At 53.7% G+C, this 13187-nt stretch carries 16 protein-coding genes and 1 other annotated feature; of the genes, 13 read left to right on the forward strand and 3 right to left on the reverse strand.

The window, feature by feature from the left end:
- The 13 genes from infC (at position 1) to selO (ending at position 10719) form a co-directional block, all read left to right on the forward strand.
- Positions 1-543 carry a translation initiation factor IF-3 gene (gene infC / locus BM373_RS03700; RefSeq protein WP_090459577.1) on the forward strand — a complete coding sequence of 181 codons (543 nt, stop codon included), beginning with the start codon at positions 1-3 and terminating at the stop codon, positions 541-543.
- Positions 544-637: 94 nt separating this feature from the next.
- The gene (rpmI, locus tag BM373_RS03705) at positions 638-835 is read left to right on the forward strand and encodes a 50S ribosomal protein L35 (protein ID WP_001124225.1); all 198 of its coding nucleotides are present in this window, start codon (positions 638-640) and stop codon (positions 833-835) included.
- Between the two features lie 49 nt (positions 836-884).
- Positions 885-1241, forward strand: coding sequence for a 50S ribosomal protein L20 (gene rplT, locus BM373_RS03710; protein ID WP_090459579.1), 357 nt, complete (start codon positions 885-887; stop codon positions 1239-1241).
- 119 nt (positions 1242-1360) lie between these two features.
- Positions 1361-1483 (forward strand) — a sequence feature (Phe leader region).
- Positions 1366-1410: a pheST operon leader peptide PheM gene (pheM, locus tag BM373_RS21650; protein ID WP_001386830.1), complete on the forward strand. Its 45-nt coding sequence runs from the start codon at positions 1366-1368 to the stop codon at positions 1408-1410. (Overlaps the previous feature by 45 nt.)
- A gap of 63 nt (positions 1484-1546) precedes the next feature.
- Entirely contained in the window at positions 1547-2530 is a 984-nt protein-coding gene (gene pheS, locus BM373_RS03715; RefSeq protein ID WP_090459581.1) for a phenylalanine--tRNA ligase subunit alpha, read from the forward strand.
- A 14-nt stretch (positions 2531-2544) separates the two neighbouring features.
- Positions 2545-4932 carry a phenylalanine--tRNA ligase subunit beta gene (pheT, locus tag BM373_RS03720; RefSeq protein ID WP_090459584.1) on the forward strand — a complete coding sequence of 796 codons (2388 nt, stop codon included), beginning with the start codon at positions 2545-2547 and terminating at the stop codon, positions 4930-4932.
- Positions 4933-4936: 4 nt separating this feature from the next.
- Positions 4937-5236 (forward strand): integration host factor subunit alpha, encoded by a 300-nt coding sequence (gene ihfA / locus BM373_RS03725; protein ID WP_006820203.1) that lies wholly within the window; start codon positions 4937-4939, stop codon positions 5234-5236.
- A 102-nt stretch (positions 5237-5338) separates the two neighbouring features.
- A complete protein-coding gene (btuC, locus tag BM373_RS03730) occupies positions 5339-6319 on the forward strand; it encodes a vitamin B12 ABC transporter permease BtuC (RefSeq protein ID WP_090459586.1) in 981 nt (326 codons plus the stop codon).
- A 36-nt stretch (positions 6320-6355) separates the two neighbouring features.
- On the forward strand, positions 6356-6907 hold the full coding sequence (locus BM373_RS03735) for a glutathione peroxidase (RefSeq protein WP_090459589.1): 552 nt from the start codon (positions 6356-6358) through the stop codon (positions 6905-6907).
- Entirely contained in the window at positions 6907-7656 is a 750-nt protein-coding gene (gene btuD, locus BM373_RS03740) for a vitamin B12 ABC transporter ATP-binding protein BtuD (protein WP_090459591.1), read from the forward strand. The genes BM373_RS03735 and btuD overlap by 1 nt, the downstream gene beginning before the upstream one ends.
- 70 nt (positions 7657-7726) lie before the next feature.
- Entirely contained in the window at positions 7727-8191 is a 465-nt protein-coding gene (locus BM373_RS03745) for a C40 family peptidase (protein WP_090459594.1), read from the forward strand.
- Between the two features lie 310 nt (positions 8192-8501).
- Positions 8502-9212, forward strand: a complete 711-nt coding sequence (locus BM373_RS03750) for an EAL domain-containing protein (protein WP_090459596.1) — start codon at positions 8502-8504, stop codon at positions 9210-9212.
- A gap of 64 nt (positions 9213-9276) precedes the next feature.
- Positions 9277-10719: a protein adenylyltransferase SelO gene (selO, locus tag BM373_RS03755; protein WP_090459599.1), complete on the forward strand. Its 1443-nt coding sequence runs from the start codon at positions 9277-9279 to the stop codon at positions 10717-10719.
- Positions 10720-10824: 105 nt separating this feature from the next.
- On the opposite strand, the gene aroH is transcribed toward selO, so the two are convergent.
- From aroH to BM373_RS21915, 3 genes are all read right to left on the reverse strand, one after another.
- Positions 10825-11871: a 3-deoxy-7-phosphoheptulonate synthase AroH gene (aroH, locus tag BM373_RS03760; protein ID WP_090459601.1), complete on the reverse strand. Its 1047-nt coding sequence runs from the start codon at positions 11869-11871 to the stop codon at positions 10825-10827.
- A 166-nt stretch (positions 11872-12037) separates the two neighbouring features.
- Positions 12038-12871 (reverse strand): posphoenolpyruvate synthetase regulatory kinase/phosphorylase PpsR, encoded by an 834-nt coding sequence (locus BM373_RS03765; RefSeq protein ID WP_090459604.1) that lies wholly within the window; start codon positions 12869-12871, stop codon positions 12038-12040.
- A gap of 133 nt (positions 12872-13004) precedes the next feature.
- Positions 13005-13157: a hypothetical protein gene (locus tag BM373_RS21915; RefSeq protein WP_371261081.1), complete on the reverse strand. Its 153-nt coding sequence runs from the start codon at positions 13155-13157 to the stop codon at positions 13005-13007.
- Positions 13158-13187 lie beyond the last annotated feature (30 nt).

Below are 13187 nucleotides of genomic sequence, written 5' to 3' on the forward strand. Positions count from 1 at the left end.
ATTAAAGGCGGAAAACGAGTTCAAACGGCGCGTCCGAATCGTATCAATGGCGAGATTCGCGCCACAGAAGTTCGCTTAACAGGTCTGGAAGGCGAGCAGCTTGGCATTGTGAATCTGAGAGAAGCTCTGGAAAAAGCTGAAGAAGCCGGGGTGGATTTAGTAGAAATTAGCCCTAACGCCGAGCCGCCCGTTTGCCGTATAATGGATTACGGCAAGTTCCTCTATGAAAAGAGCAAATCTTCTAAGGAACAGAAGAAGAAGCAAAAAGTTATCCAGGTTAAGGAAATTAAATTCCGACCTGGTACAGATGAAGGCGACTATCAGGTAAAACTCCGCAGCCTGATTCGCTTTCTCGAAGAGGGCGACAAGGCCAAGATCACACTGCGTTTCCGCGGTCGTGAGATGGCCCACCAACAGATCGGTATGGAAGTGCTTAATCGCGTGAAAGAAGATCTGGTTGAACTGGCAGTGGTCGAATCCTTCCCATCGAAGATCGAAGGCCGCCAGATGATCATGGTGCTTGCTCCTAAGAAGAAACAGTAAGGCCATCAAGTAATCATTCCTGTGGGCCATAAGCTCACAGGTTTGGTTCGCCTTTGTTTCGTTTATTAACAATGCGAAGTGGAAGTTATTAAAAATGCCAAAAATTAAGACCGTACGCGGTGCTGCTAAGCGCTTCAAAAAAACCGGTAAAGGTGGTTTTAAGCACAAGCACGCTAACCTGCGTCACATTCTGACCAAAAAAGCTACCAAGCGTAAACGTCACCTGCGTCCGAAAGCCATGGTTTCCAAAGGCGATCTGGGCCTGGTTATCGCGTGCCTGCCGTACGCATAAGTCGTTTACCTTTTAACTTTTTAATTAGAATAGATACAGGAGAGCATAAATGGCTCGTGTAAAACGTGGTGTGATGGCTCGTGCACGTCATAAGAAAATTTTGAAACAAGCTAAAGGTTACTACGGTGCGCGTTCACGCGTTTACCGCGTTGCCTTCCAGGCTGTTATCAAAGCTGGTCAGTACGCTTATCGTGACCGTCGTCAGAAAAAGCGTCAGTTCCGTCAACTGTGGATTGCGCGTATCAACGCAGCAGCCCGTCAGAACGGTATTTCTTACAGCAAATTCATCAACGGCCTGAAAAAAGCCTCTGTTGAAATCGACCGTAAGATTCTGGCTGACATCGCCGTATTCGACAAACTGGCATTCTCTGCCCTGGTCGAAAAAGCGAAAGCAGCTCTGGCATAAGCCAGTGAAGAGAGGGGGCTTAGCTCCCTCTTTTTATTTGCAGTACCGTCATTTTGTTGACAATTTAACGTTAAGCCTTTTCAATAAGCGCGTAACGAATCTTACCACACAAGGTAACGCAAGCATGAATGCTGCTATTTTCCGCTTCTTTTTTTACTTTAGCACCTGAATCAGGGGGCTTGCGCGTGAAAGAAGAAACGAAAAACAGCGCCAGAAAGCCTCCCGATGGAGGCTTTTTTTATGCCTGATTTTTAAAAATAAGAGACCACCATAACGGTGTCTGCACCGACATAATGAGGAAAAACATGTCACATCTCGCAGAGCTGGTTGCCAGCGCCAGGGCAGCCATTAACGATGCTTCAGATGTTGCCGCGCTCGATAACGTGCGCGTTGAATATCTGGGTAAAAAAGGGCATCTGACCCTTCAGATGACCACCCTGCGTGAGCTGCCGCCTGAAGAGCGCCCGGCTGCCGGTGCGGTGATCAACGAAGCGAAAGAGCAGGTTCAGCAGGCTTTGAATGCGCGTAAAGCGGATCTGGAGAATGCCGTGCTGAACGCCCGTCTGGCAGCCGAAACCATTGATGTTTCCCTGCCGGGTCGTCGTATCGAAAACGGCGGTCTGCATCCGGTTACGCGTACGATTGACCGTATCGAAAGTTTCTTCGGTGAGCTTGGCTTCTCCGTGGCGACCGGCCCGGAAATCGAAGATGACTATCACAACTTTGATGCCCTGAATATTCCCGGGCATCACCCGGCCCGAGCTGATCACGACACTTTCTGGTTTGACGCCACGCGTCTGCTGCGCACCCAAACGTCTGGTGTGCAGATCCGTACCATGAAAGAGCAGCAGCCACCGATCCGCATCATCGCGCCGGGCCGCGTTTACCGTAACGATTACGACCAGACACACACACCGATGTTCCACCAGATGGAAGGGCTGATCGTTGATACCAACATCAGCTTTACCAACCTGAAGGGCACGCTGCACGATTTCCTGCGTAACTTCTTTGAGGAGGATTTGCAGATCCGTTTCCGTCCGTCTTACTTCCCGTTCACCGAGCCTTCTGCGGAAGTGGACGTAATGGGCAAAAACGGTAAATGGCTGGAAGTACTGGGCTGCGGGATGGTGCACCCGAACGTACTGCGCAATGTCGGCATCGACCCGGAAGTTTACTCCGGCTTCGCGTTTGGTATGGGAATGGAACGTCTGACCATGCTGCGTTACGGCGTAACCGATCTGCGCGCATTCTTCGAAAACGATTTGCGTTTCCTCAAACAGTTTAAATAAGGCAGGACAAAATAATGAAATTCAGTGAACTGTGGTTACGCGAGTGGGTTAATCCGGCTGTAGACAGCGAAGCGCTGTCCGGGCAAATCACCATGGCCGGTCTGGAAGTTGACGGTGTAGAGCCGGTCGCAGGCAGCTTCAACGGCGTGGTTGTCGGGGAAGTGGTTGAATGTGGTCAGCATCCGAACGCCGACAAACTGCGCGTCACTAAAGTCAACGTCGGTGGCGAGCGCTTGCTGGACATCGTCTGCGGTGCGCCAAACTGCCGTCAGGGTCTGAAAGTAGCCGTGGCGACCATCGGTGCAGTCCTGCCGGGCGATTTTAAAATCAAAGCGGCAAAGCTGCGTGGTGAACCGTCTGAAGGCATGCTGTGCTCGTTCTCCGAGCTGGGTATTTCCGACGATCACAGCGGCATTATCGAGTTACCTGCGGACGCACCAATTGGCACCGATATCCGCGAATATCTGAAGCTTGATGACAACACCATCGAAATCAGCGTCACACCAAACCGTGCCGACTGCTTAGGCATTATCGGTATCGCCCGCGATGTGGCAGTGCTGAACCAGTCCCCGCTTACTGAGCCGGAAATGGCCCCGGTTGCGGCGACCATCAACGACACGCTGCCGATTACGGTGGACGCCGCCGATGCCTGCCCGCGCTATCTGGGCCGCGTTGTTAAAGGCATCAACGTCAAAGCACCGACTCCGCTGTGGATGCGTGAAAAGCTGCGTCGCTGCGGCATTCGTTCCATCGATGCGGTTGTTGACGTGACCAACTACGTGCTGCTGGAGCTGGGTCAGCCGATGCACGCGTTCGATCTCAGCCGTATTGACGGCGGGATTGTGGTGCGTATGGCGAAAGAGGGCGAAACGCTGGTGCTGCTGGACGGCAACGAAGCGAAACTTGATGCTGACACCCTGGTGATTGCCGACCACAGCAAAGCGCTGGCAATGGGCGGGATCTTCGGCGGCGAGCATTCAGGTGTCAACGATGACACTCAGGATGTGCTGCTGGAATGCGCGTTCTTTAGCCCGCTGTCTATCACCGGTCGTGCGCGCCGTCACGGTCTGCATACTGACGCCTCTCATCGTTACGAGCGTGGCGTAGACCCCGCTCTGCAATTTAAAGCGATGGAGCGTGCTACGCGTCTGCTGCTGGATATTTGCGGCGGCGAAGCCGGTCCGGTTATCAATGTCACCAACGAAGCCACGTTGCCAAAACCGGCTACCATCCGCCTGCGTCGCAGCAAGCTGGATCGCCTGATTGGGCATCACATTGCCGACGCACAGGTCAGCGACATTCTGCGTCGTCTGGGTTGCGATGTGACCGAAGGCCTGGATGAGTGGACTGCCGTTGCTCCGGGCTGGCGTTTTGATATGGCAATCGAGGAAGATCTGGTTGAAGAAGTGGCGCGTATTTACGGCTACAACAACATCCCGGATGAGCCTGTTCAGGCTGGATTGATCATGGGTAATCACCGTGAGGCCGATCTGTCGCTCAAGCGTGTGAAAACCATGCTTAACGACAAAGGCTATCAGGAAGTGATCACCTACAGCTTTGTCGATCCGAAGGTGCAGCAGTTGATCCACCCAGGCGTTGAGGCGCTGATCCTGCCAAGCCCGATCTCCAGCGAAATGTCAGCAATGCGTCTGTCGCTGTGGACAGGGCTGTTGACCACCGTGGTTTACAACCAGAACCGCCAGCAGAACCGTGTGCGCATTTTCGAAACAGGTCTGCGCTTTGTGCCCGATACGCAGGCAAATCTGGGCATCCGCCAGGATCTGATGCTGGCAGGCGTCATTTGTGGCAACCGTCACGATGAGCACTGGAACCTGGCAAAAGAGGGCGTTGATTTCTATGATTTGAAAGGCGATCTGGAATCGGTGCTGGATTTAACCGGGCAACTTAACGACATTCAGTTCAAAGCGCAGGAAAATCCGGCGCTGCATCCGGGCCAATCTGCGGCGATTTATCTGAAAGGCGAACACGTTGGTTTCATTGGCGTTGTGCATCCGGAGCTGGAACGTAAGCTGGATCTGAACGGCCGCACCGTCGTGTTTGAACTGGAGTGGAACAAGGTCGCAGACCGCGTGGTGCCTCAGGCTCAGGAGATTTCACGCTTCCCGGCAAACCGTCGTGATATCGCTGTTCTGGTCGCTGAAAACGTGTCCGCAGCAGATGTTTTGGCCGAGTGTAAGAAAGTTGGCGTAAATCAGGTAGTTGGCGTAAACTTATTTGACGTGTACCGCGGCAAGGGTGTGGCGGAGGGCTATAAGAGCCTCGCTATCAGCCTTATCCTTCAGGATACCAGCCGTACACTCGAAGAAGAGGAGATTGCCGCTACCGTTGCCAGATGTGTAGAGGCATTAAAAGAGCGATTCCAGGCATCATTGAGGGATTGAACCTATGGCGCTTACAAAAGCTGAAATGTCAGAATATCTGTTTGATAAGCTTGGGCTTAGCAAGCGGGATGCCAAAGAACTGGTAGAGCTGTTTTTCGAAGAGATCCGTCGCGCTCTGGAAAACGGTGAACAGGTGAAACTCTCCGGCTTTGGTAACTTCGATTTACGCGACAAGAATCAACGTCCCGGACGTAACCCGAAAACGGGTGAGGATATTCCCATTACAGCCCGGCGCGTGGTGACCTTCAGACCCGGTCAGAAATTGAAAAGCCGTGTCGAAAACGCTTCGCCCAAAGCAGAGTAATCTGAACTAACTAAAAAGGCCGCTTATGCGGCCTTTTTTCTTCCACCCGACTTATCATTCACCTTAAAATCAATCACATCACTTATCTGCTAAATGGAAATTATGCTGTCACACGCCCATTTTCAGCACCAACACCATGTTCGCTGGCTCTGTGGTCTGACGCTGTTATTGCTTATCACTTTTGTTGTCAGCCTTAGCGCCGGGGAACAGTGGATTGCGCCAGACGACTGGTTTAGCGATGCCGGGAAGCTGTTTGTCTGGCAAATTCGCCTGCCGCGCACGCTGGCGGTGATGCTGGTGGGCGCAGCGCTGGCGCTCTCGGGCACCATTATGCAGGCATTATTTGAAAATCCGCTGGCCGAGCCGGGCCTGCTTGGGGTCTCAAACGGTGCAGGCGTCGGGCTGATTGCGGCAGTATTACTGGGGCAGGGTATTTTGCCTGACTGGGCACTGGGGCTGTGCGCGATTGCGGGGGCGCTGGTTATCACCCTGATCCTGTTACGCTTTGCCCGCCGACATCTGTCAACCAGCCGTCTGTTGCTGGCGGGCGTGGCGCTGGGCATCATTTGCAGCGCCCTGATGACCTGGGCGATTTACTTCTCCACCTCCTTTGATTTACGCCAGCTGATGTACTGGATGATGGGCGGATTCGGCGGTGTGGACTGGCAGCAAAGCTGGCTGATGCTGGGACTGGTGCCGGTGATAATCTGGGTGTGTCTGCAATCGCAGCCGCTGAACATGCTGGTACTGGGAGAAATTTCTGCCCGTCAGTTAGGCCTGCCGCTAAACTTCTGGCGCAACATCCTGGTTGTTGCAACCGGCTGGATGGTAGGCGTCAGTGTTGCTATCGCGGGCGCTATCGGCTTTATCGGGCTGGTGATCCCCCACATCCTGCGTTTATGTGGGCTCACCGATCACCGCGTGTTACTGCCCGCCTGCGCACTGGCGGGAGGCATTGCGCTCCTGTGTGCTGACATTATTGCCCGTCAGGCACTTAGTGCGGCGGAACTGCCAATCGGCGTCGTCACGGCAACATTAGGCGCGCCGGTATTTATCTGGCTATTATTAAAGGCCGGGCGCTAAGACCCGGCAATCGGCTCTGTAAACTAAGGGGATATTATGCAACACGCGATTTTAAGCACTGAAGTCACGACCATTGACGGCGAGAAAACGACGCTTGAAGCGTATGAAGGCAAGGTATTACTGATCGTCAATGTGGCCTCAAAATGTGGCCTGACGCCGCAGTATGAGCAGCTGGAGAATATTCAGAAAGCCTGGGAAAAAGACGGTTTTGTGGTGCTGGGTTTCCCGTGCAATCAGTTCCTCGGTCAGGAGCCAGGTAGCGAAGAAGAGATCAAAACGTTTTGCAGCACCACCTACGGCGTCACATTCCCGATGTTCAGCAAAATTGATGTGAACGGTGAGAACCGTCATCCGCTGTATGCCAGACTGATTGCTGCCCGTCCTGCGGCTGTCGCGCCGGAAGGCAGCGGCTTCTATGAGCGTATGGCCAGCAAAGGCCGCGCGCCGCTTTATCCGGACGATATCCTGTGGAACTTTGAAAAATTCCTGATTGGCCGTGACGGGGAAGTGGTGCAGCGTTTCTCCCCGGACATGACGCCGGAAGATCCGATTGTGATGGAAGCGATTAAGCTGGCGCTGGCAAAATAATGTCCCCGTTGATGCAATTACAGGATGTTGAAGCGACCGGCCGACTGGGGCCGATCACCGCTACCGTCAACCGGGCAGAAATTCTGCATTTGGTTGGGCCTAACGGGGCCGGGAAAAGCACCTTGCTGGCGCGTATGGCCGGGCTGACTCAGGGCGCGGGCGTGGTGACGCTCAATGCTCAGCCGCTTGAAGACTGGCACGCGACCACGCTTTCCCGTCATCGCGCGTATCTCGCACAACAGCAGATGCCACCCTTTGCGATGCCCGTCTGGCACTATCTATCATTGCATCAACATAACGCCTCCCACACCCGGCTGGCTGAAACCGTCGCCGGTGCGTTAGGGCTTGCTGACAAGCTCACGCGTCCGGCAAATCAGCTCTCAGGCGGGGAGTGGCAGCGCGTTCGTCTGGCCGCTGTCATTTTGCAGATCCATCCGGACTCCAATCCGGACGGGCAGCTTCTGTTGCTGGATGAGCCGATGAACAGTCTGGATGTCGCTCAACAGGCCGCGCTCGACAGGTTGCTGGGCACGCTCTTTGAGGCGGGCATTACTATTGTAATGAGCAGTCACGACCTTAACCATACGTTACGGCATGCCCATCGCGCGTGGCTATTACGCAACGGTAAGCTGCTGGCCAGCGGGCCGCGTGAGCAGGTCATGACGCCACCCAATCTGGAAAAAGCCTACAAAATGCCGTTCCGCCGCCTGGATATTGAAGGGCACAGAATGCTCATTTCGACATTGTGAAGCACGGAGTCTTGCCTGGCGCTTAAGCCACAGGCTAGAGTAGCGAAAAATAATAAAAGGACGAATCCCAATGCGTTTCTGGTTTCTTCTTGCAGCAACGTTATTTCTGGCCGGGTGTAGCAGCCATCGTGCGCCACCGCCCAATCCCCGACTTGCCGACTCCATCACTGTGATTGCGGGTCTGAACGATCAGCTCAGTCACTGGCGCGGAACGCCTTACCGCTACGGCGGGATGAGTCGTGGCGGGATCGACTGCTCCGGTTTTGTCTTGCTGACCTTTCGCGATCGGTTCGATTTACAACTGCCGCGCGAAACACGCCAGCAGGCGAAAGTAGGGACTGAAATTGACAAAGACGATCTGCTGCCGGGGGATCTGGTGTTCTTTAAAACCGGTTCCGGGGACAGCGGGCTGCACGTCGGAATTTATGATACGGATAATCAATTTATCCACGCCTCCACCAGCCGGGGAGTGATGCGCTCATCGCTGGATAACGTCTACTGGCGGAAAAACTTCTGGCAGGCCCGGCGCATCTGAGACGACTTTACGCCCACAGATACGGTGGGCGAGAGTATCATTGTGTTTTCTTTTGATCGGCGCATATTGCCAGTTGAGATTTATCTCACCCAAATTAATTAGGCAGTTAAGAATACCAGACTATTGTATGAGTGGCTGGGGCAATACTGGCTATTATTATGGGTCCAGGATAAAATTCATCAAAGGAATAAGGAGAATCCCCTATTAAAAAGAAATGGATGAAATTAATGTTATGTATGCCTGTTAAGTTAAATCTTATTTGCCTTTGCGGAATATTAGCAGCAATGACCCTGAATGAGGGGTGGGCGCAATGATAGTGACACTGGATAATACCTGGCGCTCTGAACTGTTACTCCTCCCGGCCCGTAACGAACAGAGTCTGCTTCAGGGCGTTGAAGTCATCGTCAATTTTAGCGGAGATGATAACAGCGTACGCACGCCCACTGAGCTAATGCTGCCACGCCTGACAGACAGCGATACCCTGACCCTCTTTACGGAACAACTGGCATTGATTGATGCCTGCAAACTCTTTTTTATCCAGCACCAGCTATGCGCCTGGATAAATATAAATCCCGTTATCGTTGACGCGCTTTTAACGAACCCGGAACTGGCCGCCTGCGTTGAACGTTTTCCTTTTCTCGAATTTACAATTAATGAGAATTATCCTGATTTAAATAAAGGAAAGGAAAATATTCAGCTTGCACAATTAGCGCAGCGGTATTGCCTGGTGCTGGCAAATTTTGGTGCCGGGGAAGTATCAAGCCGGGCAGTGTTTGATGGTTTGTTTCATCGTATTGCCATCGATAAACATTTTCTCCATCACCAGTTATCTTCCCTGGCCTTTGATCCTTTTATGCGCGCCATCGTTTCGCAGGTGAGTCCGCACTGCCGTAGCCTGATGATTTCCGGTGTTGATAGCGAGCAGATCCTGCAACGCCTGCTGCCTTTCCAGTTCAGCGCCATGCAGGGAAGCCTGTGGCCGCCGGTCACGCCTGCCGCCATTACCACGCTTGTGCAGTGATAACCCTGCTGCTGGCCCGTGTTTAAACCCGCAGTAACACACTACACTTAAGGCAGGAGGAACCATGACCCTGTCTTTTACTACTCACTGGCGCGATGAGCTGCCAGGTTTTTATACCGCCTTACAGCCCACGCCGTTAAGCAATGCCCGACTGGTGTGGCACAACGCCGACTTAGCCGAATCGCTGGGCGTCCCGCCGTCGCTGTTTGACACGACGCAGGGCGCAGGCGTCTGGGGCGGAGAGACGTTTCTGCCCGGAATGTCGCCGCTGGCCCAGGTTTACAGCGGACATCAGTTTGGTGTCTGGGCCGGTCAACTGGGCGACGGGCGCGGCATTCTGCTCGGCGAACAGCTGTTGTCCGACGGCAGCACCCGCGACTGGCATCTGAAAGGCGCGGGCTTAACGCCATATTCCCGCATGGGTGACGGGCGGGCGGTTCTGCGTTCAACGATCCGCGAGTGCCTGGCCTCTGAAGCCATGCATCATCTGGGCATTCCCACCACGCGGGCGCTGTCGATTGTGACCAGCGATACGCCGGTCATGCGCGAGCGAGTCGAGCAGGGCGCAATGATGATCCGCGTAGCGGAAAGCCATGCGCGTTTCGGTCATTTCGAGCATTTTTATTACCGCCGTGAGCCGGCAAAAGTGCAGCAACTGGCAGACTTTGTGATCCGTCATCACTGGCCGCACTTGCAGGACGAGCAGGATAAATACCGGCTGTGGTTTAGCGATGTCGTGAGCCGTACCGCGAGGCTTATCGCCCGCTGGCAGGCCGTCGGTTTTGCGCACGGGGTAATGAACACCGACAATATGTCGATCCTCGGCCTGACCATTGATTACGGCCCGTACGGATTCCTGGATGACTATAACCCTGCCTTTATCTGCAACCATTCCGACTATCAGGGCCGCTACCGCTTCGACAACCAGCCCGCGGTCGGGCTGTGGAATCTTCAACGGCTGGCGCAAACCCTGTCGCCGTTTATTGACGTCGATGCGCTGAACTCAACGCTGGACGAGTACCAGCATGTATTACTCACAGAGTACGGCCGGCTGATGCGCAGCAAGCTGGGCTTGTTCACCGAGCAAAAAGCGGATAACGAGCTGTTAAACCGACTGTTTGCGCTGATGGCACGGGAAGGCAGCGATTACACGCGCACTTTCCGGATGCTCAGTCAGACAGAGCAGCACAGCGCGCAATCCCCCCTGCGCGATGAATTTATCGACCGTGGCGCATTTGATAGCTGGTTCACTGATTACCGCGAACGGCTGGTGCGCGATGAGATCGACGACGCGCAGCGACAGCAGCAGATGCTGAGCGTGAATCCGGCGATGATCCTGCGAAACTGGCTGGCACAACGCGCGATTGAGCAGGCTGAGCAGGGCGATATGACGGAGTTGCACCGGTTGCATGACGCGCTGCGTACGCCGTTTACTGACCGGGATGATGATTATGTCAGCCGTCCACCAGACTGGGGGAAACGGCTGGAAGTGAGCTGTTCCAGTTAAGGCTAACCCTCACCCCGGCCCTCTCCCTCAGGGAGAGGGAGAAAAGGAAGTCAACGCTCGATCGGTCCCCTCTCCCTGAGGGAGAGGGCTAGGGTGAGGGTCCTGTCAAAACCGCGTTGCAACCGCCGACGCGAGCTTATCCAGCAGTGTTTCGCTATCTTCCCAGCTCAGGCATGGATCGGTAATCGACTGGCCGTAAACCAGCGGCTGACCGGCGACAATTTTCTGCGTCCCTTCCTGGAGAAAACTTTCAGCCATAATCCCGGCAATAGCCGTTGAACCGCTACGGATCTGCTGGCAGATGTCGTCACACACATCCAGTTGCAGGCGGTGCTGTTTCTGGCAGTTGCCGTGACTGAAATCGACAACCAGATGCTCCGGTAAATTAAACTCGCGCAGCGTGTCGCAGGCTTCGGCAAGATCGGCGGCATTGTAGTTTGGCGTTTTACCGCCGCGCATAATGATGTGGCCATACGGGTTGCCGCTGGTCTGGTAAATCGTCATCTGACCCGATTTATCCGGCGATAAAAACATATGGCTGGCGCGGGAGGCGCGGATCGCATCCACGGCGATGCGCGTATTGCCATCGGTGCCGTTTTTAAAGCCCACCGGGCAGGAAAGGGCGGACGCCATTTCACGGTGAATTTGACTTTCAGTGGTGCGCGCACCAATTGCGCCCCAGCTAATCAAATCGGCAATAAACTGTCCGGTCACCATATCGAGGAATTCGGTAGCCGTGGGTACGCCCAGTTCATTCACCTGCAATAGCAGTTTACGCGCCTGTTCAATGCCGTGATTCACACGATAGCTGCCGTTCAGATCGGGATCGGAAATCAGCCCTTTCCAGCCCACTACCGTGCGCGGTTTTTCAAAATAGGTACGCATCACGATCTCAAGCGTATCCTGGTGCTTCTCGCGCAGCGCCTGCAAACGGCGGGCATAATCCATGGCGGCATCAAGATCGTGAATGGAACACGGCCCAATAATCACCAGTAAACGGCGGTCGGTGCCGTTGAGGATCTTCTCAATTCGGCGGCGTGAGGCCGTGACATGTTCCGCCACCCCGGCGGAAACAGGATACCGCTGCGCCAGTTCAGCTGGCGTCACCAGGCTGTCAATACGCGCCGTGCGGAGTTCATCGGTTCTATTCATTACAATTCTCAGAAATTTGTGGCTTCAGCGGCAGGAATGCCGGGAAGTGATGGGCTTCACGATAAACCAATCCCGGCTTATTTCAAGTGTGGTCGTGACTCTCATCACATTCCTGAATGCAATGATAACGGATTTATCACTCATGTACTAGCTTGCTAGTTCATGCTCAATACATCCGCCGCGTGAGCTTCATCATGTCGAGAATTTTGGTGGCGATCTCTTCAACGGAAAAGTTAGTACTGTTGAGATAGGGGATCTGGTTTTTACGATATAGCGCTTCCACTTCTGCCACTTCCATCCGGCACTGACGCATTGAGGCGTAACGGCTGTTTTCCCGGCGCTCTTCACGAATAGCCGCCAGTCGCTCAGGATTGATCGTCAGGCCAAACAGCTTATGTTGCAGCGGCTTTAACGCGGCGGGCAGGCCGAGATTGTCCATGTCATCGGCAATAAACGGGTAGTTTGCCGCCCGCACGCCAAACTGCATGGCGAGATAGAGGCTGGTCGGCGTTTTACCGCAGCGCGACACGCCCAGCAAAATGACCTGTGCCTGGTCGAGATTACGCATGGAGATCCCGTCATCGTGCGCCAGCGTGTAATCAATGGCGGCGATGCGCGCGTCATATTTGATCAGATTACCAGGGTTTAACCCGTGAGTCCGGTGGGCAACGGCGGTCGGCTCAAGCCTGAGTTCCTGCTGAAGCGGCGCAACCAGCGCCTGCACGATGTCCTGACAAAACCCTTCGCTCTGTAAAATAATGGTGCGGATTTCTGGCAGGACGATGGAGTAAAAGACCAGAGGACGCACGCCAGTTTGCTGATAGAGCGCATCAATCTGCTCTTTGACCGCCTTTGCCCGGCTCTCCGTTTCAACAAACGGCAGCGTAATGCTGTTAATCGCGACGGGAAATTGCGACATCACCGCATGTCCCAGCACCTCAGCTGTAATGGCTGTCCCGTCGGAAATATAAAAAACGTGCCGGTCTACCGCATTATCCATTTGCTTGCTCCAGGAATAGACTTATTGACCTGAAAGCATAAATTAAATCAGCAAACGCTGCGTATAGTCCGTCTCTCATTTTAGAAAATGAAACGCTGCTTTTATATTTAATGAAAACTACGTTTCATTTTTATCAAACGATGAGGAATTCGGCTTTTTCTAATGAATCCATATTATTCAGCAGGTTAAATCGACTATGGCAGCAGTCTGAAAAGTAAAAAATATATTTGCTTGAACGATTCACCGTTTTTTTAACGTAAATAAATATGCCAGGATTAATAAGCATTAAGGTGTTTCTTAACCCGCTCACATATAA

It is taken from the genome of Enterobacter sp. kpr-6 (genome assembly GCF_900116015.1).
GTDB lineage: Bacteria > Pseudomonadota > Gammaproteobacteria > Enterobacterales > Enterobacteriaceae > Enterobacter_D.